At 45.3% G+C, this 24,008-nt stretch carries 18 protein-coding genes; 14 read left to right on the forward strand and 4 right to left on the reverse strand.

Annotated features, from left to right (window positions below; all coding sequences use genetic code 11):
• The first annotated feature begins 125 nt into the window (after nucleotides 1–125).
• From ACR64J_RS04385 to ACR64J_RS04425, 9 genes are all read left to right on the forward strand, one after another.
• A complete protein-coding gene (locus ACR64J_RS04385; RefSeq protein ID WP_435950643.1) occupies nucleotides 126–935 on the forward strand; it encodes a phosphatidate cytidylyltransferase in 810 nt (269 codons plus the stop codon).
• A 151-nt stretch (nucleotides 936–1,086) separates the two neighbouring features.
• Nucleotides 1,087–2,298, forward strand: a complete 1,212-nt coding sequence (gene ispC, locus ACR64J_RS04390; protein ID WP_435950644.1) for a 1-deoxy-D-xylulose-5-phosphate reductoisomerase — start codon at nucleotides 1,087–1,089, stop codon at nucleotides 2,296–2,298.
• Between the two features lie 12 nt (nucleotides 2,299–2,310).
• A complete protein-coding gene (gene rseP, locus ACR64J_RS04395) occupies nucleotides 2,311–3,678 on the forward strand; it encodes an RIP metalloprotease RseP (protein ID WP_435950646.1) in 1,368 nt (455 codons plus the stop codon).
• Nucleotides 3,679–3,942: 264 nt separating this feature from the next.
• Nucleotides 3,943–6,378, forward strand: a complete 2,436-nt coding sequence (bamA, locus tag ACR64J_RS04400) for an outer membrane protein assembly factor BamA (RefSeq protein ID WP_435950648.1) — start codon at nucleotides 3,943–3,945, stop codon at nucleotides 6,376–6,378.
• Nucleotides 6,379–6,592: 214 nt separating this feature from the next.
• Nucleotides 6,593–7,609 (forward strand): UDP-3-O-(3-hydroxymyristoyl)glucosamine N-acyltransferase, encoded by a 1,017-nt coding sequence (gene lpxD, locus ACR64J_RS04405; RefSeq protein WP_435950649.1) that lies wholly within the window; start codon nucleotides 6,593–6,595, stop codon nucleotides 7,607–7,609.
• 53 nt (nucleotides 7,610–7,662) lie between these two features.
• Complete coding sequence (gene fabZ / locus ACR64J_RS04410) at nucleotides 7,663–8,181, forward strand: 3-hydroxyacyl-ACP dehydratase FabZ (RefSeq protein WP_435950651.1); 519 nt, start codon at nucleotides 7,663–7,665, stop codon at nucleotides 8,179–8,181.
• 82 nt (nucleotides 8,182–8,263) lie between these two features.
• Nucleotides 8,264–9,043, forward strand: a complete 780-nt coding sequence (lpxA, locus tag ACR64J_RS04415; RefSeq protein WP_435950653.1) for an acyl-ACP--UDP-N-acetylglucosamine O-acyltransferase — start codon at nucleotides 8,264–8,266, stop codon at nucleotides 9,041–9,043.
• A 231-nt stretch (nucleotides 9,044–9,274) separates the two neighbouring features.
• Nucleotides 9,275–10,795 (forward strand): sodium-dependent transporter, encoded by a 1,521-nt coding sequence (locus tag ACR64J_RS04420; protein ID WP_435950654.1) that lies wholly within the window; start codon nucleotides 9,275–9,277, stop codon nucleotides 10,793–10,795.
• A gap of 30 nt (nucleotides 10,796–10,825) precedes the next feature.
• Nucleotides 10,826–10,960: a methionine/alanine import family NSS transporter small subunit gene (locus tag ACR64J_RS04425; protein WP_317199697.1), complete on the forward strand. Its 135-nt coding sequence runs from the start codon at nucleotides 10,826–10,828 to the stop codon at nucleotides 10,958–10,960.
• 144 nt (nucleotides 10,961–11,104) lie between these two features.
• On the opposite strand, the gene tgt is transcribed toward ACR64J_RS04425, so the two are convergent.
• Nucleotides 11,105–12,256 (reverse strand): tRNA guanosine(34) transglycosylase Tgt, encoded by a 1,152-nt coding sequence (gene tgt / locus ACR64J_RS04430; RefSeq protein WP_435950656.1) that lies wholly within the window; start codon nucleotides 12,254–12,256, stop codon nucleotides 11,105–11,107.
• Nucleotides 12,257–12,533: 277 nt separating this feature from the next.
• Between tgt and ACR64J_RS04435 the strand changes: the two genes are divergently transcribed.
• A complete protein-coding gene (locus ACR64J_RS04435; protein ID WP_435950657.1) occupies nucleotides 12,534–13,178 on the forward strand; it encodes an SOUL family heme-binding protein in 645 nt (214 codons plus the stop codon).
• Between the two features lie 69 nt (nucleotides 13,179–13,247).
• Here ACR64J_RS04435 and asd read toward each other — a convergent pair whose 3' ends face one another.
• A complete protein-coding gene (gene asd, locus ACR64J_RS04440) occupies nucleotides 13,248–14,384 on the reverse strand; it encodes an aspartate-semialdehyde dehydrogenase (protein ID WP_435950659.1) in 1,137 nt (378 codons plus the stop codon).
• Between the two features lie 350 nt (nucleotides 14,385–14,734).
• Between asd and ACR64J_RS04445 the strand changes: the two genes are divergently transcribed.
• Nucleotides 14,735–15,874 (forward strand): endonuclease/exonuclease/phosphatase family protein, encoded by a 1,140-nt coding sequence (locus ACR64J_RS04445; protein WP_435950661.1) that lies wholly within the window; start codon nucleotides 14,735–14,737, stop codon nucleotides 15,872–15,874.
• A 355-nt stretch (nucleotides 15,875–16,229) separates the two neighbouring features.
• Here ACR64J_RS04445 and ACR64J_RS04450 read toward each other — a convergent pair whose 3' ends face one another.
• Nucleotides 16,230–17,654 (reverse strand): peptidylprolyl isomerase, encoded by a 1,425-nt coding sequence (locus ACR64J_RS04450; RefSeq protein WP_435950662.1) that lies wholly within the window; start codon nucleotides 17,652–17,654, stop codon nucleotides 16,230–16,232.
• Nucleotides 17,655–17,779: 125 nt separating this feature from the next.
• Nucleotides 17,780–20,737 (reverse strand): LPS-assembly protein LptD, encoded by a 2,958-nt coding sequence (locus tag ACR64J_RS04455; RefSeq protein WP_435950664.1) that lies wholly within the window; start codon nucleotides 20,735–20,737, stop codon nucleotides 17,780–17,782.
• Between the two features lie 335 nt (nucleotides 20,738–21,072).
• Between ACR64J_RS04455 and ACR64J_RS04460 the strand changes: the two genes are divergently transcribed.
• From ACR64J_RS04460 to ACR64J_RS04470, 3 genes are all read left to right on the forward strand, one after another.
• Nucleotides 21,073–22,164, forward strand: a complete 1,092-nt coding sequence (locus ACR64J_RS04460; RefSeq protein ID WP_435950666.1) for an aminoglycoside phosphotransferase family protein — start codon at nucleotides 21,073–21,075, stop codon at nucleotides 22,162–22,164.
• A 36-nt stretch (nucleotides 22,165–22,200) separates the two neighbouring features.
• Nucleotides 22,201–22,929 (forward strand): N-acetylmuramate alpha-1-phosphate uridylyltransferase MurU, encoded by a 729-nt coding sequence (murU, locus tag ACR64J_RS04465; RefSeq protein ID WP_435950668.1) that lies wholly within the window; start codon nucleotides 22,201–22,203, stop codon nucleotides 22,927–22,929.
• 278 nt (nucleotides 22,930–23,207) lie between these two features.
• A complete protein-coding gene (locus ACR64J_RS04470; protein WP_435950670.1) occupies nucleotides 23,208–23,957 on the forward strand; it encodes an MBL fold metallo-hydrolase in 750 nt (249 codons plus the stop codon).
• The last annotated feature ends 51 nt before the right edge of the window (nucleotides 23,958–24,008 follow it).

A 24,008-nucleotide genomic window follows, 5' to 3' on the forward strand; every position in this document is an offset into this window, starting at 1 on the left:
AAAACTGCTATTTGGGGCGCGTCATTTTGCGCGCTATACCGCAAGGGTTTTATTTAAGACGCTGTATTTACTGTTATACTGTGGTCATTTTTAGACCTCTTTTGACTTTATAAGGCTAGGTGACCATGTGGCAACGGATTAAAACAGCAATTGTTCTAGTTATTATCGTTGGTATTGCGCTATTCGCCAGTCAAGAGCCTTATTTGATTCTTCCTCTGCTCGCTATTGGCGTGACCATCTCAGCTCACGAGTGGACTAAACTGATGCCTAAGTGGCGTCAACCTGCGGTTTTTGTCTTTATAGTACTTATCATAACGCTGGTGTCTTTGTTCTTTAAAGTCACTTGGATCGGATGGTGGGTCGCCTCCTTAATCATCTGGATCATGGCGCTGTCATGGGTAGGCAGGTTTCCAACGCATACCAATTGGTATGGCAAGCAGCTAGCATTGATGGGCGTGGTTATCCTAACCTCGTCTATTACCGCGATGTTCTATTTGTGGCAGTTGTCACCGTGGTGGCTACTTTATGTGTTCTTGCTAGTATGGTGCGCTGATAGCGGCGCTTACTTTGTCGGGCGCAAAATCGGCAAGCGTAAGATGGCGCCCAACGTCTCACCGAATAAGAGCATGGAAGGGCTTGCAGGTGGACTGGTTACGGGTCTTTTAGTGGTGCTTGCTATCAGCGTCTTTAAGTTGCAATTGACAGGCTTGCCCTTAATCGCTTTTGCTACCTTATCTGCGCTCACCATACTGGTCTCGGTACTCGGTGATTTGTTTGAATCTATGCTCAAACGCCGTGCTAAAGTCAAAGATTCAGGGACTATCTTGCCCGGTCACGGCGGTATACTTGATCGTATCGACTCGCTACTATCAGCCACGCCTATTTTTGCTCTTGGCTTTTGGGCGCTACAATACTCAAATCTTTTGGTGATTTAAATACAAACAGGTATGGCTTACTTTTTTTAAAATAAGAAAGTTATACGTGTTTAAGGTGAGTGATGGCTTATCAAAAATGCCCTAATTGCGAACTACCTTATCCATATCCAAAAACTTCTTACTTTGACATCATCTATAGGCAATACTCATCATGACACAACGCATCGCTGTATTAGGCGCAACGGGTTCAATCGGTGATAGCACGCTGGCTATCTTGGCAGATCACCCTGATGATTATACTGTCTATGCGTTATCAGGCTATCAGCGCTTAGACAAACTATTTGCGCTATGTCAGCAGTTCAAACCCATGCGCGTCTGTGTCCCTAGCGCGGATGTCGACAGCTTCGCTCAGCGCCTAAAAGAGGTAGGCTTAAACCTTGATGTCGTAGGCGGTAGAGCAGGGCTTATCGATATTGCAACCGACGCGCAAACTGATACGGTTATGGCTGCTATCGTTGGTGCAGCAGGTCTGCCATCTACTTTAGCTGCCGCGCGCGCAGGCAAACGTATTTTGCTGGCGAATAAAGAAGCTTTGATCATGGCAGGTCAAGTGCTGATACGCGCCGTAAAAACGCATAAGGCCACGCTACTACCGATTGACTCAGAGCACAATGCGATATTTCAATGCTTACCTGCGAGTATTCAACAAGACCCTGAGCAAATCCATGACAGTAGCTTTGGTGTGCGCAAATTATGGCTGACCGCATCAGGTGGACCTTTTTTGGATCAAACCTTTGAGCAGATGCAGCAAGCAAGCGTCGCTCAAGCGGTCAAGCATCCCAATTGGTCGATGGGTCAAAAGATATCGGTAGATTCTGCGACGATGATGAATAAAGGACTTGAGCTGATAGAAGCGTGTCATTTATTTGATTTGCCAGAGGACAAAATAAATGTCGTCATGCATCCGCAAAGTATCATTCACTCAATGGTAGAATATAGTGACGGCAGCTTTTTGGCACAGCTTGGTAGTCCAGATATGAAGACGCCTATTGCTCACGCGCTCAGCTACCCCAAGCGTATCGATAGCGGCGCGCAGCCTTTAGATTTATTTGCTCTAAGTGCGCTTGAATTTATCAAGCCTGACTTGCAAAAATTTGCCTGTTTGCGTTTGGCTAGGCAGGCAATGCAAGCGGGTACGCAGGCGACCATTGTATTGAACGCGGCTAATGAGATTGCCGTTAACGCATTTTTGAGCGGGCAAATTCGCCTAACCGATATCGCCGATATTAATGAGCGTACATTAGCTCAAGTCGCAGTATCCGCGCTCGGAGCTGATGCTGACATCGACGACATTTTAGCTATCGACACCCTAGCGCGTCGCCATGCTCAAAGTCTAATCAGCCAACAATATAGCGAGATTTAAACGAGACTTATCATGACATTTATATTGACGCTACTGGCGGCTATTTTTGTATTAGGTCCGCTCATTGCCTTGCACGAGTGGGGTCATTATATTGTGGCGCGTCTTTGCGGCGTCAAAGTGTTGACTTACTCTATTGGCTTTGGTCCCAAGATTGCAGGCTGGACGAGCAAAAAAAGCGGTATCGATTATCGTATCTCAGCGCTGCCTCTGGGTGGTTATGTCAAAATGCTCGATGAGCGCGAGGGCGAAGTTGCAAAGGAAGAGCTGCACTTGGCGTTTAATCGCCAGCATCCGCTAAAAAAGATAGCGGTTGTCGCAGCAGGCCCCTTGATGAACTTTATCATTGCGATTGCGCTGTTTTGGGTGCTGTTTATGACGCCATCTGAGCAATTAGCGACCAAGATTGGTCAAATATTACCAGACACGCCAGCGGCAATGGCTAATATGCCAGCGGGTGACAAAATCGTCGCGATTGACGGTCATGAGGTGCAAACTTGGGAGGCGATCAATTATCGCTTAGCCAGTTTCATGGGTGAGACCCAAAGCGTCAGCGTAACCTTGGAGTCTGACCAGCAAGCCGTCCAAACGTATCAGGCACCTGTTAGCGAGTTTATGCAAGGCGATGATCAAGGCAAAGACGCCTTGACTAGTTTTGGTATGTTGCCTTGGCAACCGACGATTGCTCCTATCATCGGTGAGCTGTCCGCTGACGGCGCGGCAAGCTTGCAAGGTATGCAAGTTGGCGACCAAATCACTGCTATCAATGATATCGCTATAAGCGATTGGATTAGTGCCACTCGAATCATTAAAGACAGTCCTGAGACGCTGCTTAATTTTACGGTACTACGCGATGGCAAACCGATGACTCTGCAGATTATGCCGCAGGCCAAAAAAGATACTATGGGTAACCGCTATGGACAGATAGGTGCTATGGTCGCACAGACTGACATTGTAATTCCAGATGCTTATAAGACCATGGTCGAGTACGGCGCGGGCGCCGCTTTGGTACAATCGTTCAAAAAAACAGAGCAATTAGCGGTGATGACGGTCAGCTCGATGGGCAAGATGCTCTCTGGAATGATTGGATTAGATAATTTATCAGGGCCGATCACTATCGCTAAAGTTGCCAAGCAAAGCTTTGATATCAGTTGGGAGGTGGTGCTATCGACCGCTGCGCTTATAAGCCTAAGTCTTGCTGTGCTCAATTTGCTTCCGATTCCAGTGCTCGATGGCGGTCATATTGTCTATTATATTATAGAGCTTATCCGCGGTAAGCCACTACCTGAAGGCATACAAATAGCGGGGTTAAATATCGGTTTACTCTTGCTGGTAGGTTTCATGGTGTTAGCGATTGGTAATGACATCAGCCGGCTATTTTAATGCTTAATAGCGCCCTTAAAAGAGTCAAGCGCGATAGACTAATGGATGTAAGGTGGTAAAGCCTAATTTATAAGGGTATGCTACTGACAGCATCCAAGCTTGACTGCTGTACTAATCGTAATTTTTAGTTTATTTTGTAATACGTTTTATATAAAGTGTCCTAAGCTGCTCATGGTCGTTTATCATTTATTAAAGGTGATAGCACTTGACCACGTATATTTTTTAACTTAACTTAAGCAAGTTTTTTATTGACGGATAGTGTTTATGCGTACGCCTTTATTGATGAGTGCGGCAGGGTTGCCGTTAGTTGTAGCGATGATGAGTGTGCCTGCACAAGCAGCCACCTTTGTAGTGACCGATATTGGTTTTACAGGCTTACAGCGCCTAACTCCTGACAGTCTTTATCCTGTATTGCCCATCGATGTAGGCGATACGGTAACCGATAGTAGCCTTGCCGCTAGCATCAAAGCGCTCTACGCTACGGGTAATTTTGCCAACATTCAAAGCCGCGTCGAGGGCAGTCAGCTAAGCTTTGAAGTCATTGAGCGTCCTATTATCGCTGAGGTCAACTTTGAGGGTAACAAGCTCATACCCGAAGAAGGCTTAGAGGAAGGTTTGGCGAGTGCGGGTCTATCAGTTGGCGATGTACTCAAGCAGTCAACGCTACAGGCGGTCGCAAACGAGCTACAGCAGCAGTATATCTCTCAAGGGTATTACAATAGTAATATCGAAGTCGATCAAACCTTACTCGATGGCAACCGCGTCAAGCTCGATGTGCGTTTTATCGAAGGCAAGCCTGCTAAAGTTGTTGATATCAATATCATTGGCAATAGTCACTTTAGTGATGAAGATATCAAGGACGTCTTTGCCGTCAAAGAGTCCTCTTGGACGCGTCTGCTTTCTAAATCTGATCGCTACGCCAAAGAGAAGCTGGCGGCAAGTTTAGAGAACCTAAAAGCCCTGTACCAAAATGACGGCTATGTGCGCTTTAATGTCGACAACGCGGTTCTTAATATTAGTGAAGACAAGAAGAGTGTGTTTATCGAAATCAGCCTAACGGAAGGCGATCAGTATCAATTTGGTGAAGTCAACTTTTTGGGTAAGCCGACTTTTGAGAGCAGTGAGCTGCGAGAACTGGTTACTTTTGCACCCAATGAGCAGTACTCTCAAGCCAACCTAGATGAGACAACCGCAGCACTAAAAAATCGCTACGGCAATGAAGGCTACTATTTTGCGCAAGTGCGCCCTGTACCGCGTATTAATGATGAGACTAAAGTCGTCGATGTCGATTATTACATTGATCCTGCGCGTCCTATTTATGTTCGTCGTATCAATTTTAGTGGTAACTTAAAGACCCAAGACCAAGTACTGCGCCGCGAGATGCGTCAGTTAGAAGGAGCACTGGCTTCTAACCAAAACATTCAATTATCCCGTACGCGATTATTGCGTACAGGTTTTTTTAAGACCGTCAATGTTGATGTCAGACCCGTCCCTAACCAGCCTGATCAAATCGATATCAATTATACAGTAGAAGAGCAGCCCTCTGGTAGCTCAACGATTGCAGCAGGTTACTCACAAAGTGGCGGCGTGACCTTTCAGTTGGATCTCACCCAAAACAACTTTATGGGTACAGGGGATCGCGTCAAAGCGTCATTGTCACGCTCGGAGACTCGCGACGCTTATAGTCTAGGGTATACTGACCCTTACTTTACCGAAAACGGCGTATCACAAGGTATCAGTGCCTACTACCGCGAAACTAAGTTCGATGATCGTAACGTTAGTAATTACGTCACTGACTCTTATGGCGCTACTCTTAATTATAGCTATCCGGTTGATGAAACCAAACGCGTTAGCGCAGGTATCAATATCGATAACACCGATGTGCGCGGTGGACGCCGTTTAGGTGTATCAAACGTCGATCAAATCATTGACGACGGCGGATCGTTTGAGAACTTTACAGGGGAATTTGAAGGACGTACGGGTTTTAAAAACGATTATACGACCTACAATCTACTCCTTGGTTGGGATTACAGTACGCTCGATCGCCCTGTATTTCCGACTAAGGGTATGAGTCATACTGTCGATGCGACTATTGGCCTTGGTGATGTCAATTACCAAAAACTCATCTACCGTGGTAATGTCTATTATCCACTATATAAAGACGTGGTAGCACGCGGTTATACCAAGCTTGGCTATGGTAATGACTTACCTTTTTATGAGAATTTTTATGCAGGCGGTTATGGCTCAGTTCGAGGTTATGAATCCTCTACTTTAGGTCCTAGATCACAAAGCTATGCTGATGCGATCAGTGATCAGGACATCCGTAGCCTCAGAGACGAGGAAGTTGGGGGTAATGCCTTAGCAACCTTTGGCGGTGAGCTAATATTACCACTACCATTCAAAGGCGACTGGGCCGATCAAGTCCGTCCAGTATTGTTCGCTGAGGGTGGTCAAGTCTTTGATACGACTAATAGAGAAGACAAAAACTTCGTCGATCCAAATGGCAACGTGACCGTAAACCCTGATGGTAGTCCAGTCAAACTATTAACTCAAGATAAAGACCTGCGCTTTAGTGCAGGCGCTGGCGTCACTTGGTATACGCCTATTGGGCCTATTTCAATCAGTTATGCGGTGCCTTTTAATGATAAAGAAGGTGATGAGACCGAAAAAGTTCAGTTCCAGATCGGTAGCACCTTTTAGATAGTAGCTGTTAAGAAAAGATTTCAAAATTACCCAAGTAATGACTTCAAAATAACGACTATAGATAAGCGGTTATCTATAGTCATCTTTTACTTAACTATGTTTTTACTTATTTGAGATTTAAGTTAAGTGTTTTTGTTTAAGGTCAGTCATTGAACAGATGACTGATGTACTCACAACTCTTTTATTCATAACTACAATACTACGATCAATTATGACAACGATTGAGCAACTTATTACCCAAATTCAGATGCGTCAGCCAGTATCAAACAAATCTGAGCTTAGCTGCGAGCAATTGCAATCGAGCTTGACTGGTATCGGCAGCCTATTTGATGCAAACTGCGAGCAATTGAGCTTTTTGGCAGACCCAAATTATATCTCCAGTCTGGCTCAGAGTCAGGCAGGGGCCGTCTTGGTGACTAAAGAGTATCAGCAGCAGGTGCCCGCAGGTATTATCCCTTTGGTTGTTGATAACCCGTATCTGGCTTATGCTAGCAGCAGTCAGCTGTTTGCCTTTACTTCAGCGACCAGTCATATTCACAAATCTGCTATTATTGCTGAGAGTGCAGTTATCGGCGACGCGGTCAGTATCGGCCCTTTTTGTGTTATAGGGGATCAGGTTACCATCGGCGCGCGTAGCTGCTTGGACGCTCATGTTGTCGTTGAGGCTCATGCTGTTATAGGTACAGATTGTGTTTTAAACTCTCAGGTAGTCGTGAGCCACCACTGTATCCTTGGTGATCATGTGCGCTTGCATGCAGGGGCAAGTATTGGTGCTGAAGGCTTTGGTTTTGCGCCAAGCAAAGACCCTAGTACTAGTGGCTGGGAGCGCATCGCGCAATTGGGCCGCGTTGTTATCGGCAACCATGTCCGTATCGGTAGTAATACCTGCATAGATCGCGGCGCTATTGATGATACGGTGATTGGCAATCATGTTATTATTGATAATCTGGTGCAAATAGCGCATAACGTGCGCATAGGTGATGGCAGCGCTATAGCGTCGCAGACAGGCATTGCGGGAAGCACAACTATCGGTAAACGCTGTATCATAGGCGGCGCTGTGGGTATTACAGGTCACATTAGTATTACAGACGATGTCACCTTATCTGGCATGTCTATGGTGACCAAGTCGATAAAGGTCGCAGGCGCATATTCATCTGGGACTCCAGCGATGCCCACTGCTAAATGGCGCAAAGCTGCGGTAAGATTTCGCAAATTAGGTTATGATTAATAATCCGCTAATAAATAGTCGTAAATAACCGCTTATAGCAAGGAAGGCATATTATGAGCACAGCAGATTTTGAAACACTCAGCGATGACGACATCAGTAAACTGGCGGAGCAAGGACTGACTCTACCCTTAACCTACCATACCCTAAAGCACTATCTGCCGCATCGTTATCCTTTTATGCTAGTAGACAAGATCACCGCTTGCAAACCGGATGAGTCTATTACTGGTATCAAGAACGTTACGATTAACGAAGAGTTTTTTAACGGTCACTTTCCAGGCGAGCCCATTATGCCAGGGGTGCTAATGGTAGAGGCGATGGCACAAGTATCAGGGGTGCTTGGGTTTATCAGTGCCGGATTAACCGCAGAGGATGGTTATTTGTATCTGTTTGCAGGCGTGGACAAGGTTCGCTTTAAACGTAGAGTCATACCTGGTGATCAACTCATCATCCGCTCAAAGACGACTATGCAAAAAAGCGGCATTTATAAATTTGATTGTACCGTACACGTAGACAACCAACTGGCTGCCAGCGCGCAAATTATGATTGCTCGTCAAGAGCAACCTGCTAAGTAATGCGCGCTCTGAGCAATGCATGCTTAACAATACCAGCGCTATACTAATCATCTTATACTTTTCAGCAATTGAGACCTACAATATGAGTCAGATTCACCAGACAGCAATCATCTCACCATCCGCTACGATTGATGACACTGCTGTCATAGGACCTTATTGCATAATAGGGGACGAGGTGAGTATCGGCGCGCACACCACACTGCATCGTCATGTTGTCGTATCCAAATTAACGCGCATTGGTCAGCACAATCAGATCTATCAGTTTGCGAGTGTCGGCGAGGATTGTCAGGATTTAAAGTTCGATGGCGAGCGCACTTGGCTTGAGATTGGTGATTATAATACGATTCGTGAAGCCTGCAGCTTACACCGAGGAACGATACAGGATAAGGGTTTGACCAAGATTGGTAGTCACAATCTATTGATGGTCAATACTCATGTGGCGCATGACTGCATTATTGGTGACCATAATATATTTGCCAACAACGTCGGTATTGCAGGACATGTTACTATTGGTGACCATACTATCATTGGCGGCAACTCAGGTATCCACCAGTTTTGCCGTGTTGATGATTATAGCCTCGTTGGTGGCGCAAGTTTAATCCTAAAAGACGTGGCTGCTTTTACGATGGTATCTGGCAATCCTGCAAGCGCTCACGGTCTAAACGTCGAGGGCATGCGCCGCAAAAACTGGCCCAAAGAAACCATAGATGTACTACGTCAAGCCTACCGCGTCATCTATAGGTCGGGCCTGACTACCGTACAAGCGCTTGAGATATTGCATAAAGACCTGCTGCCACAAGAGCCAAAGATTCAACTGCTTATAGATTCCTTGCAACACAGCCAACGCGGCGTAGTACGATAAAATAGATTTTTTTATAAAATTGTCACCTTGTAGTTTTTGATAGCCATGACCTAGCGTTATGGCTTTTTTGTGTTTATGAGTTCTTGACTTTTTGTAATGATTAGCAGAAACTTCCTAGTCATGTACTGTTACTTATTTTAACCAATAGCTGACTTGTCGTCTCTTTAAGTATCTAGCCTTTATCAAGTGAAATAACTCAAAGGGACTTGCAAGCAAATTTAGGAGTGCTTTATGGCAGAGCCAAGAGAAAGTTGGTCCAGCCGAACTGGATTTATTCTAGCCGCTGTCGGTTCAGCAGTGGGACTGGGCAATATATGGCGGTTTCCCTATGTGGCCTATGATAACGGCGGCGGGGCATTTATGGTGCCTTATCTTATCGCCTTATTAACCGCAGGTATTCCTCTACTGTTTTTGGACTATATCATTGGTCACAAATATCGCGCAGCCGCGCCCCGTGCTTACAAAAAAATGGTGCCCTCGGCGCAATTTGTTGGGTGGTGGCAGACGCTAGTGTCGTTCGTAATTGCTATTTATTATGCCGCCGTCATCGTTTGGGCGGGGAGTTATATGTTCTTCTCGTTTGGGCAAAAATGGGGCGAGGATACCACAACCTTCTTTGTCAGCGACTTTGTGCAGCATACAGGGGAGCTTACCTCAGTATTTGTACCCCAGATGTTCACAGGTCTTATCATCGTATGGGCCGTTGCTATCTTGATTATGTTTGGCGGCATCCGTAAGGGTGTTGAGCTTGCCAACAAAATCTGTATTCCGCTGCTTATTGTACTGTTCGGTATCATGGTGTTTAAGGCGATCACTTTGCCAGGCGCAATAGTTGGTATTAACGCCTTCTTTGAGCCTAACTGGGTCAAAATGCAAGATCCAAACGTTTGGCTTGCCGCTTATGGGCATGTGTTTTTCTCCTTATCAGTCGGCTTTGGTATTATGGTCACGTACGCCTCATACCTCAAAAAGAACACCAACTTAACCGGCGCAGGCTTAGTGGTTGGTTTTGCCAACTCCTCGTTTGAGCTTATCGCTGGTATCGGTATCTTTGCCGCGATTGGTTTTATGGCGATGTCATCAGGCCAAGATGTCGCAGAAGTCGCTAGTGGTGGCGTTGGACTGGCGTTCTTTGTCTTTCCAAAGATACTGTCATCTATGGGTTCAAGCGGTGATTTTGTTGGTTTCTTATTCTTTGGCTCACTAGTGGTCGCAGGTATCAGCTCACTGATTAGTATCTTAGAAGTCCCGATCTCTGCCTTTCAAGATAAGTTTGACTGGTCTCGTAAAAAAGCTGTCGCTATAATCGTTGGCGTCTGCGCGGTGATATCCATCTCAGCCTTCTCTACTGGTAGCTCATTAGTACTCGTTGACGTGATCGATCACTTTGCTAATAACATCGGTATTGTGGCAGGTGGCCTCATGTCGATTGTTTGGGTGACTTGGTTTAACCGTCAAAAGATTCCAGGTCTGCTTGCTCATATCAACCGTACCTCGAGCATCAAGCTTGGCGGCGCTTGGGTATTTATGTTGACAGTCATCACACCTACAGTGCTGACGATAGCCTTAGGTCTAAAACTGATTAACTTAGTGCAAGAGCCTTATGAGGGTTACTCTACTACTATCCTCTTACTGTTTGGTTGGGGCGTGGTGGTCTTCTTTGGCTTAGGGGCGTTCATACTCACTCGTATGAAAGGTATTCATGACGCTGAAGATGATAAATCTCGTGCGTTAGATGATGCCCGTAGATAACGGCTAGATCACATACAATAGGAGTATATTATGAGTACCTCAGCGATTATTTTTATGATTATCTCAATGCTACTAATATGGGGCGGATTGATTGCCGCTATTTTGCATCTAAGAAATCATCCTGACATTCCAATGAGTCAGCTACCTGATGATGATATTTACTAAATTAAGTAAAACCATCTAATAAAAACGCCAGTCAATGCAAGTTGACTGGCGTTTTTGCATCTATCTTAAATAAACAGTTATCTTAAATAAACAGTATGCACCAAAAATAAGAGCTGTTTTGATTACCAACAAGAGCTGTTTTGATTATCTTAGATTAAGCTTAGGAACGCTCTGTCCGCGCTTGCTATAAAATTCAGTGACAAACTCATCGAAAGTATCGGCTTCGATAGCGTCTCTGATACCTTGCATCAAGCGCTGATAATAGCGCAAGTTATGAATGGTAGCCAACTGCGCGCCCAGCATCTCTTTACATTTATTAAGATGATAAAGATAAGCACGGCTAAAGTTTTGGCAAGTATAGCAGTCGCACTCAGGATCGAGTGGGCTTGTATCCTCTCGGTACTGACTGTTTCGAATACGCACGACGCCGACGTTTTGAGGATCGCCTGTGACAAAGTAATGACCGTTTCGTGCATTGCGAGTAGGCATGACGCAATCAAACATATCGACGCCGCGGCGCACTGCTTCAACGATATCCTCAGGCTTACCGACACCCATCAGGTAGCGCGGTTTGTCTGCGGGCATAGCATCTGGAATGTAATCTAAAACATCCATCATCTCATCTTTTGGCTCACCGACAGACAGACCACCGATAGCGTATCCGTCAAAACCAATCTCAAGCAGGCCATCGAGCGATTGCTGGCGCAAATCTGGGTACATACTGCCTTGAATAATACCAAATAGAGCATTGGTGCTCCCAAGGTTTTGATACTCATCAAGGCAGCGCTTGCCCCAGCGCAATGACAGCTCCAAGGACTCTTTGGCTTCTGCGTGAGTAGCCGGATAGGGCGTACACTCGTCGAACTGCATAACAATATCTGAGTTGAGGCTGTACTGAATCTGCATGGATTTTTCAGGAGACAAAAACACTTTAGCGCCATCAATAGGCGACTTAAAGTTGACACCTTCTTCAGTGATTTTGCGCATCGCGCCAAGGCTAAAGACCTGAAAGCCGCCAGAATCGGTTAAGATAGGCTTGTCCCAATGCATAAACTTATGCAAACCACCGAATTTGTCGATGATATCAGTGCCTGGGCGTAGCCACAGATGAAAGGTATTGCCAAGGACGATATCTGCGCCAATCGCTTCGATGTCGCGCGGTAGCATACCTTTGACGGTGCCATAAGTCCCTACAGGCATAAAGGCGGGCGTCTGTACGTCACCATGATTAAGATGCACAGTTGCGCGGCGCGCACGCGTCTGTCCGCTTGCGGTTTTATGTAATACAAATTGCATAGAAGGATCACTACCCAGTCGATAAAAATGACGCTAATTATATCATTACTGAGTATTTCTAGGGGCTTGGATGTTTGTATGAGATTGGGTATAAACCAAAAAATACAAACGGTACCTTCTAGTCTGCAAGTTTAGTCCTACTTAAAATAACAGACAGAGGCTCCGCCAGCTTGTACAGTCATTAGCATACCGCTGACAATTTTTAGCGTAATGATGGTAACGACAGTACTTAAAGATGATTGAGCACTTAAAAAATGATTGTTATTGGGGATTGAGCATGAAAGCCGCTATATATGTATCGCTTGGCAGTTTACTATTTTTATCAGGAGCCGCTATGGCCGTTGAAGAGCCCGACTATACTGTACTATCACAAGACGATGACTTTGAGCTACGCCGTTATGCGCCGCAACTGGTCGCGCAAACGTGGGTAACAGGCGATCAAAAGGACGCGGGCAATAAAGGCTTTAAAGTCTTAGCCGATTATATATTTGGTAATAATACCGCGCCAAGTGGCGAGAGCAGTAAAATCAGCATGACCGCGCCTGTAAAGATGCAATCACCGCAAGCCGGCGCATCACAGAAAATTGCGATGACCGCACCTGTCACTATGCAAAAAAATCAGCAAACAGACGGCAAATGGCGGGTACGTTTTGTGATGCCCAGTCAATATACGATGCAGACATTGCCCAAGCCCAATAACTCAGCGGTGAGTATTATCGAAGTTCCAGCGCAAACTTATGGTGTTATTAAGTTTTCAGGACTGACGGGCGAGACAAAAGTCGCGCGCAAAACTGAAGAGCTCAATACTTGGATGCAAAATCAGAATTTGACCCTGACATCTCAACCTGAGATGGCACGTTATAACCCGCCATGGACACTGCCGTTTATGCGCCGTAATGAGATTATGATTCGTTATGAGTAAGAAGTTTAGATGAGTACAAAATCAAAAAAAGACAGCCGAAGCTGTCTTTTTTACGGGTACTAAATAAGTTTATGGGTTTTTTTGTTCACGAATGATACCCAGCATACGGCGTAGAGGTTCTGCTGCGCCCCATAATAACTGGTCACCTACCGTAAAAGCACCCAAATACTCAGGACCCATATTCAGCTTGCGCAAGCGTCCTAGTGCCACTGTCAACGTGCCAGTAACAGCGACTGGCGTTAAACGGTTGATGGTAGCTTCTTTATCATCTTCGACCACATCAAGCCATTGATTGTCACTGTTTTTGAGCGCCGCTTCGATTTCCTCTAATGGAATATCTTTTTTGAGCTTAATGGTGAGGCCCTGTGCATGACAGCGCATGGCACCGATACGCACGCACATACCGTCGATAGCAATGGTGTTATCAGCGTCATTACCTAAGATCTTGTTGGTTTCAACGCCGCCTTTCCATTCCTCTTTTGACTGCTTATTATCCATTTGTACATCGATATAAGGAATCAAGCTACCGGCGAGTGGTACGCCAAAATACTGCTGAGGAAAGTCTGTCGAACGCTGAGTGTCCGCTATTTTCTTGTCGATATCTAAGATCGCGCTGGCAGGATTGGCAAGCTCGTCCTCAACCGCATCGTGCAACACGCCCATACCGCTAATCAGCTCGCGCATGTTGTTAGCGCCAGAGCCGCTTGCCGCTTGATAAGTCATAGCGCTGACCCACTCAACCCAGCCTCTATTGAACAGCTCGCCGATAGCCATCAGCATTAAAGAGACGGTACAATTACCACCGATAAAGTCTTTGGTGCCATTAGCTAATGCATCATCGATGACATTGCGATTGACAGGGTCTAAGATAATAATACTGTCATCTTTCATGCGTAGCGTGCTGGCAGCATCAATCCAGTATCCATCCCAGTCACTATCACGTAGCGGCTGATGTACCTTTTGCGTATAGTCGCCGCCTTGACAGGTAATAATAACATCGCAGTCAGCGAGCGCTTTAATATCATGAGCATCTTTTAGTTGACCGGTCTCGATACCCTCAAAGTTTGGCGCATTGCCGCCTGCATTGCTGGTTGAGAAGAACACGGGTGTTATACCCTCAAAGTCATTTTCCGCTCTCATACGTTCTATTAGAACTGACCCTACCATACCGCGCCAGCCTACCAAACCTACTGTCAAATTGCTCATGAACCGCCTTCCTATTTTACGATTATTTATCATTATGCCAACCGATAACAATGCCGTCATTACTAACAAAAATCAAGGTATTTTATACTATTCGACTCATTTTATGCTTACTGAGCAGTATTTGCATCAATCTAAGTATTCAACAACCATGGATTTTATAAAGGATAATAGTATTGAGTGGAGCGATGTACGATTATCGTTAGCTCTTAGTCCTTATGTGTCGTTTTGATGACACACTAGGCTAAAAGGTAGGCGAGGGCGCTGTTAGATGATAAAGTATGCTCTAATAAATGACATCGCTTGTATGATGTTAGAGCGCTCTCTTATCACAATATGGACTATTTGATTCTATGGATTCCTCCATTTTATATTACGGCGTGCAAATTTTGGCAGGATTCATCGCTTTTGTCACCGCTTGGGGCTGGCTGCCGCTTGATCATTGGTGGGTACGTGCAGTTGATTTTCCCCGTATCCAGATTCTGTTCTTAGGGATAGCTGCTTGGATTGGGATGCTAGTGTTTTGGCAGCAGTGGCAACTGGGCCAATGGTTGTTATTTATTGCGCTCACAGGCACGCTTGGGTTTCAGCTAAGAATGGTGCTGCCTTATACCAAAATATGGAAAAAAGAAGTACAAAAGGCTAAAGATAAACCCGAGTCGCACCAAGTCAAGATTATGGTATCCAATGTACTTACGCCTAATGATGACACGTATAAACTAGTCAATTTGGTTAAAGATAAGCAGCCTGATATTCTAATCACGCTTGAGTCTGACAAGAAATGGGAGCAGGCACTCAGCGTCGTCGAGGACGACTATCCTTATACTGTCAAAATACCTTTGGATAATCTATATGGCATGCATCTGTACTCAAAACTTGAGCTGATAGACCCTGAGGTTAAGTACTTGATGGTCGATGATATCCCCTCGATTCATACGCAGCTACGCTTGCAAGGCGGACGTGTAATTTGGCTTTACTGCTTGCACCCTATGCCGCCAAGTCCAACTGAGGCGGACAAATCAACGACTCGTGACGCTGAATTATTAATGGTCGGCAAACATATCAAAGAAAACGACCAAACGGCAATACTAGCAGGGGACTTGAACGATGTCGCTTGGTCAAAAACGACGCGGCGCTTTCAGCGTATCTCAGGCTTGCTTGATCCGCGTATCGGTCGACACTTTATCAACACCTTCCATGCCGATTATCCGTTCTTGCGTTGGGCGCTTGATCATATCTTTCACAGTGCTTGCTTTACTGTTGTTGATATTCAGCGCATGCCATCGGTGGGCTCTGATCATTTTCCAGTGCTTACTACACTCCAGTACGAGCCTGAAGAAGCGTCCAAGCAAGAGCAAAATGCGCCAACAAAAGACGCTGATGATATCGAGGAGGCAGATAACAAAATAGAGGAAGGCAAAAAAGAAGGTAAAGAGATGTCAGAAGCGCATGAAAAAGAGTCGAAATTAGCGCTGCCTCTCAATCCGTCATAATGTAGATGACGTACGCTTATGCTTACATAAAATAGGGCTTTTAGCAGCTAGGCGCGCCGCACAAAGTTGCCTAAAATAGCCCTATCAACACAAGGATAAGCATGGATGCAGTGTTGAGATACTAGCTTATGAGCAGGTCAGCCCACTGTCTTATACGTTATTATTTATGACTTAGGATGGGTCATCAAGGAAGTATTATAATAACAATATGAAGTATTGAGGCCCCAAACCCAATTGCCCTAGGTTTGGGGCTTTTCTTTGTGCGCTATTTAATACGCTTCATAAAATATCTACGCACTAAAAAGCACACCTCTATTTAAAGAGATGTGCTTTTTTTAAGTTAAAAAGGTCTAGATTATTCTATGACTTGAATATAAGAGCTTGCACGCAGCTCTTGTAACCAGTCCTCGCGCGCTTGCGGAGATAAACGCTGATACAGAGTTTGCCGCGCCATACTACGGCGATATTCATCACTAGCATCATAGTTACGCGTATCCTCTACTTTTAGGATATGCCAACCAAACTGAGTTTTAAAGGGTAGCGAGTAGTCACCAACTTCTGTATTCTTCATTGCCGCCTCAAACGGGCCGACAGTGTCTGATTCACTCACCCAGTCAAGATCGCCGCCACGCCCCGCTGAACCTGGATCATCTGAGTAGGTAGAAGCTAAAGCAGAAAAATCGGCACCAGCACGCAGCTGCTCATACAAATCATTAATCTTTTGTTCTGCTAAAGCATCAGTTTGGAGCTCATCAACTTTGACTAGGATATGGCTGGTACGCCACTGTGGTACCATCACCTTATCACCCGATTTTTTGCTAGCAAGCTTGATGATGTCGATACCTTCAGGGGTCACTAATGGATCGCTCACTGCGCCAACTTCAAGCTTTGTGATCTCACTAGATAGTTCAGTAGGCAAGGATGCCGCTTTGTGGAAGCCCATATCACCGCCTTGTAGAGGGATAGGGTAATCGCCTTGTACCTCGTCAATGGCAGTATCGATATCTGCATTTGGTACTAGCAGGCGCGTGCGCAGCGCCTGTGCTACTTTTAGCGCTTCGTCGCGCTGCGCTTGTGACAACCTGCTGTAATCATCAATATATGGGATACGCACGTGAATAGTCTGGTACTCACTTTGGTTTAAGCGCTTGGCTTCAGGTGATGCCAAAAAAGCATCGATGTCTTGCTCACTGATACGTACGCGGTTATTGACTTGACGCGTTTGCAGCGCTTGAATAGCGGCGTCTTCTATTAGCTGGGCTCGAAGGGCTGCATAACTACCTGCTTGACTGGCGTCTAAGCGCTGCTGCAATGCTGCAATGCTGGTAACCCCTTCTGCTTGCGCAATTTGAGCCAAACGCTGATTGATAGCCGCGTCATCGGGTTTGATACCAACGCGATTGACTAGTGATAGTTGTAGCTCACGCAAAATAAGCGCGTTTAGTACTTCAGATTGGAGTTGAGGCGAGTTCGCTATCGGCGTTCCCGCTGCTCTAGCGCGCGCCTGAGTTTGGTTAATGGCATCAATGAGATCGCTTTTTAGGATAACATTGTCATTAACTAAAGCGATGATACCGTCTGAGCTACCTGTAGTAGACAAGCGAGCGCTATTAGTTTGAGCGCTACTAGTTTGAGCGCTACTAGTTTGAGCACTTGCTTGAGTAGATGTCGCTGGCATTGCAGTCGTTTCAGATATGGCCGCTTGTGCACTTATGCCTAAACTCATGCCCAAAGATAAGAGTACAGCGCGATTGGTCTTCGTTAAACAAAAAAATCTCATGATGTTCCTCATCAATGTCATCGAGTTAAATAGTCTGACTTAACACTAAAAGTGCAGATATGGCGATAAGTGTAGTCTGTTGCATCAGATCAGTGCTGCATATATAAACAGGCTATAAATATATATTAATCCTTCCAAGCATTTTCTACTGGCTCAAAACCCAATACCTTTTCAGAGAGCAGGCGAGTCAGGCGTCCGCTACTGCTGCCTAAGCCATTGAGTCTAACCTCAGCCATCACCGCTTGCGTAGGTTTGTCGGTAATGTTTAAGTCATTATAATAACGACGACCATAAACCGCAAAACCAAAACAGCAGTCCTCATAATCGATACCGATTAAAGAGTCGAGAACTTTATCACGGCGATAGTCGTATTGTCCTTGTGCCAGCACGCGCCAGTTATCGCTCACAGGAAAGATAGCTGATGCTGTGAATGCCGATAGGGGCAGCTGATCGGTATTATCATCACGCTGGCGCTTTACATAGCCAATATTGAACAAGCTATTGTTTGAGGGCTGAAAACGTAGCTCAGTGGTAAAGTAATTAAGATCATAGTCGCTAGTTAGTGCGCCGCTCACATCGACCCAAACATTATTGTAAGGCTGAGCGCTGGTATTCCAGACCAGTCCTGATGATGAGGCGTTAAAAAGGGACGTCTCATTATCTAAAGTAACGCGGCCATCATCGATATAAAACTGCTCTGCAATGCTACCATCAAAACGTGTCACACCCGTTGCATCGATGTAACGATAATTGACGCCTGGGGTAATGGCATGCAAATCTTGCAAGCGATCTTGTCCCAAAAACCAGCTATCTGAAAACAGCTGCTCATAGTTGATAGAGGCGATACGAGTATTAAAGTTAGGAATGTCGTTCTGAGCTTCAAAAGGAGAATAGGTGTATTTAAGTCTAGGACTTAAGAGCTGATAGCCGCCCATCGTGTCGTCAAATGCGCCAAAGGGAGAGCCGGCTTGATAAAAATTTAACCCAGCATCGATACTTGCCTGCGGCACAAATACCGACTGACGGCCTTCTTCATCAGTCAGATCGTTGTCATCTAGGCTGTCCTCATCGTATGAGGTATATAGATGCTGCAAGCTAAGTTTGGGCTTGATATAACCCCAAGGTTTTTGCATAGGATAAGCGGCGCTCAATTTGTTATAAAGGCGCACGCCACTTTTTTCATTTTCAGAGCCATCATCGATAGATTTTTTGAAGTAAGCAGAATCGTGAACCCCAGTGATGTCAAAATTCTCAGCCCAAGGCAGCCTGTAATTGAGCGATAACTGTGGCAGGCGCGAATAGGGCTTGTCTTTGTCCTGTAACGGTTCACCATTACTATTGAACGCATCTAAAGTCTGAAAGGTCTCAACTTTAACTTCGCCATTAACATAGTCATTGTAGTAATTTAAGCGGGCGCGGCGCGGTAAGTTCAAGGTATTATCCGATAGTCCTAAAGTATCAAAATCATCGAGATACTCTTCATCTGACACATAACTATAAGTAGCGTCACCATTTAGGCGCGGAATGCTCGTAGAGGACCAGTAATGATCATAAAAAAAGCTACTGCGATCCTCACCATTGAACTCTTTGTCATTTGGCAAGTATGAGCCGTTAAAAATCCCCTCGCCATAGTCTGCGGTCAAATAGCGAAATTCGCCAGAGAGCATAGGATTACGATTGGTATAAAGGTGGGTGTTAATCGTCGCGTCGTAATTGGGAGATAGGTTGAGATAATAAGGCACATCAATCTCAAGACCGCTTTCGCTACCAATACTAGCACTTGGCAACAAAAACCCGCTACTGCGCCTGCTATCTATAGGGAAGTTAAAATAAGGCAAGTAGAATACGGGAATGTCAGCGACCCTAAAGGTCGTATTATAAGCTTCGCCGCGACCTGTATCTGTATCCAAATCGATACTAGTCGCCTCTAATTGCCATTTGCGATCAGTTGGCGGGCAAGTGGTAAACATCACTTGATCAAGCTCGTACTGGGTATCATTGGGACGGTTTAACTGCTTGGCATAACCATGTGCTTGTAGTGGTACGCTGGCGAAAGCAACGCCATAAGCAGTCGCTTGAGAGTTGTTAGTATTATAGGCTAAGCTATCTGCTACGCCAATAAGTCCGCCGCTAGTCGCCTCGTCAGTCAGAGATCTTCTAGTATTTGGCAGGCGGGTATTGGGTGTTTGCGTATTAGGAGTCGCCTGATCGGTGAATAGCACATTGCCTTGAGCGCCAGCCACATTATTGGTTAGATCCAAGACGATTTTGTCCGCTTCTATATGCTGCGCACCTTGATCGATAATGACATTGCCCGACAGCTCGGCATAATCGACATTATCATAATAGCCGTAATCGGACTCAGCGTAGAGCGTCTGATCTGCGACGTCTGGGTCTTGACTGATATCTGTATTATTTACTCGCTGAGAATTAGGATTGCTTGTAGGATAGACCCATTGCCCCTCACAGCGCTGACTACTATCTATAGCGCTGGGTAACAGCTTTAGATCAGTGCCTAATTGACGCAATGGTCGGCGCGCGCTTTGCTCGCTACTCTCTTGTTGGTTTACAGCTAAAGTATTAGGATCTAGATCCATACTGGTAGACGACGAGTTTATAGACGTTTTATCATTATTATCAGGCGTCAGCTCATAAAACTCCGCCAAGCGCTGCAAGCTGTCTTGAATGGTCTCATCGCTCACATCAATCGGCGTATTATCTGGTTTGGGTTTTGCAAGACTTTGAGAGGGGCTTGCAACAGGGGTAGATGTCCTCTGTGCTTGGCTGACATTGTCATTTATTTGAGTAATTTCAAAATTATCAATGCCATCGTTGTCTTGAGATAGATCAGTGAGCACGCTGTCGTCATTGCTATATATAGTATTGTCAGCAAAATCGCCATCGACAACAATCATTGCATCACTGCTATCAGACCCACGGCTGCTAATGCTAGGACGTTCAATACTTGCGTTATCTTTGTTTGCTATTGAATCTGGTTCAGCCGCGGTAGCAACCAAACTCGATAACCCTAAGGCGCCAAATAAAATCAGACGAATGCTTTGGTAGAGCGGAGAATATAACAAGGGCACACCTATGATTGTCGAGCCTATCGAATAAATATGAATATCGAGATGCTAATAAGCCTATCATGATAACCATACTTTGCAGACTGTGCTATATAAAGTTTAGAAGTAGCCTATTATAATGTTGCAGGGCAAGACCGTTTTATCGGTTATAAAAGTGCTTTGATATGGTCAAAAAAAACCAAATCAGCTACACTGTTTAGCGCAATTTAGCGCTCATTATCTAGATAAGAGCATTAAAACGCTTGATAATACCTATCAATGACCACCTATTTTAGCAAGTATTTGACTTATTAATTAGCTTAATGATATCCCTTTTAAAAAAAGAGCCTACCATGACAGACAGCGCCAATAATGCACGCCAGCAGCAACTTAAAACCTGGCTACAGCATACTTTTGACAATCAGCCTTATAGCTTAGATAGTTTGCCAGGCGATGCCAGCGCACGTCGTTATCACCGCATACAGCTACTGCAGAATGATACGATCACCGCGCGATATATTGTCATGGATTCGGCCGATGAGCAAGATGCTATGCAGCAATTTATCACCGTTGCTAAGCTTATGGCGCCTGCTGTCAATGTTCCAACCTTGATTGCACAAGACCTTGACAAGGGGTTTTTGGTGCTGCAAGACTTCGGTGCGGTAGAGTTTGCGCATCTATTAGTGGGTGCTACGCCTGAGCAAGTAAACCTGTATTACCAGTCAGCAATGCAATCGCTTATCGATTTACAAAAAATCCCCGTTGATACTGCAAAGCATGAGTACAAATTGCCAGATTACGACGCGGCAATGCTGGATCGAGAGATGGATTTGTTTAGTGAGTGGTTTATCCCTTATATCGATGTGCAACTTGATGCGACGCTTTGGCACAATGTCAAAACAGCGCTAATTGAGGCGATACTCATGCAGCCGCAAGTGATTGTGCACCGTGATTATCACAGTCGTAATCTGATGCAAGACCAGTCAGATGTGATGCTCGATAAAGCAGGCCTTGGCGTTATTGATTTTCAAGATGCAGTCATTGGTGCTTATAGTTATGATTTGGTGTCACTGGTACGTGACGCTTATGTCGACTGGCCTGAAACGCAAATCTCTAGCTGGATTCATGACTTTTGGCAGCTGCAGCAGCAAGCAGGTTTGCCAGTAGCCGCTAGTGTTGAGCAGTTTGAGCGCGATGTAAATGTTATGGGCGTGCAGCGTCATCTAAAGGTGCTCGGTATCTTTATTCGTCTCTCCCAGCGCGACGGTAAAGATCGTTATCTGGCGGATATCCCCAAAGTCATGCGCGATTTGCTCTTTGAGCTTGAATGGTTGGGCGCTCATAGCGATGATGCTATTAAGCAAGTCATACTTCCATTTAGCACATGGATGATAGAGACCGTATTACCCGCTTATCAAAGTAGTTTTTCTCAGCAGTATATTTAGATTTACCATACAAATTCAAAACATCAGGGAGCAGATATGTCTGCAATAACGCAAGCCATGATTTTGGCAGCAGGTAAAGGGACACGTCTGCGGCCGCTTACGCTTGAGACACCAAAACCACTCGTTGAAGTCGGCGGACAGCCTTTGATTGTCTGGCACATCAAAGCGCTGCAAGCGGCTGGTATTACTGACATTACAATCAATACCTCTTGGCTTGCAGATAAGTTAATGGACACTTTGGGCGATGGCTCGCAGTTTGATGTGACATTGCATTGGTCAATCGAAGAGGAGGAGCCATTAGAGACCGCGGGCGGTATTTTTCAAGCATTGCAAGCGGGTAAGCTCAAAGACGCGCCCTTTATCTTAGTCAACTCCGATGTATGGACGACTTATGATTTTGGCCCGTTAAAAGACTATGAGCTTGGCAGTGACCAAAAAGCACATTTGATACTCATAGATAATCCTGAGCACAATAATGGCGGTGATTTTGCTATTAATAATGGTCTGGCGAGCGAGCAGCCGATAGGGGACGCGGACAAATACACCTTTGCTGGAATCAGTGTCATGTCGCCAAGAGTGGTTGATGGCCTAGTGCCAGGGCAACCTGCCGCCCTTGCGCCACTACTTAGGCAGGCCATGCTAAAGTTTCAGGTCACAGCAGAGGTTATCAAAGACAATTGGATAGATGTCGGCACCCCTGAGCGTTTAACGCAAATCAATGAGTTTCTTAAAAATGATACTATAAAGGATAGATCTGACTCTTAAGTATAGTACATTGAACGACGACGACTAATGACGATAAAGGGCTGCGCTATTATGATAGTGCAGCCTTTTTGTTAAGGGTTATGATTTAGAGTTTAGTAGATTCGTTGTGGCGTAGAACGCTCGTGCATTATTAAATTTGTCGCAAGACACAGATTTTGATAATACTATATACTATAATGTAATATATAATTATTTAATATAGAGGCGTTGTCCTTGTACAAATCACAGCTAGGCAAAGGTTAGCATTATCAAAAGCTAGACATCAAAAAGGAATGATTATGATATTTAAACAACTGTATGAACCCCTCTCTAGTACTTATACCTATTTGATAGGGGACACGAGTACCGGGCAAGCGGTATTGATTGATCCGGTCATTGCGACGATGGATCGCGACCTCGCTGAGCTGCACAAACTTGGCTTGAGTCTAGCTTATACCATTGATACGCATATCCATGCTGATCATATTACAGCAGCGTTGGAGATGAAGCGTGAGGTGGGTAGTCAGATTGCAGCGCCTGCTTATGATCGACTGGCGTGCGCAGATATTGGCTTGGAGGACGGCATTCCCTTTGAGCTTGACGGTATCACTTTGCATCCTTTGCATACGCCAGGGCACACCGCTGGACATTTTGCTTATCTGTATGATGGACGCGTATTTACAGGAGATGCCCTGCTTATCGAAGGCTGCGGCCGCACTGATTTTCAAAATGGGGATTCAGACGCCCTATATCACTCTGTGAGAGACAAACTGTTTTCTTTACCTGATGAGACACTCGTTTATCCTGCTCATGATTACCAAGAGAGGTTTGTATCTTCAATTGCGCAAGAAAAAAAGCGTAATCCAAGGCTTGGTGGCGATACGACGATCGAAGAGTTCAGAGTCATCATGAATAATCTAAACCTGCCGTATCCTAAATTTATCGATCATGCGGTACCTGGCAATCAGCAGTGCGGCGTCTGTCCAGAGGATTTGCCTGAGAACTTGGCAGGATATTGTCGCCAAATGACCCAAAGTCCGCAGGGCTAGCTTATTCTAAGACTAACAAGCAATCGTCACGCAGCAGGTAAACATAAAAAA

Source organism: Psychrobacter sp. DM8 (assembly GCF_051307025.1).
Lineage (GTDB): Bacteria > Pseudomonadota > Gammaproteobacteria > Pseudomonadales > Moraxellaceae > Psychrobacter.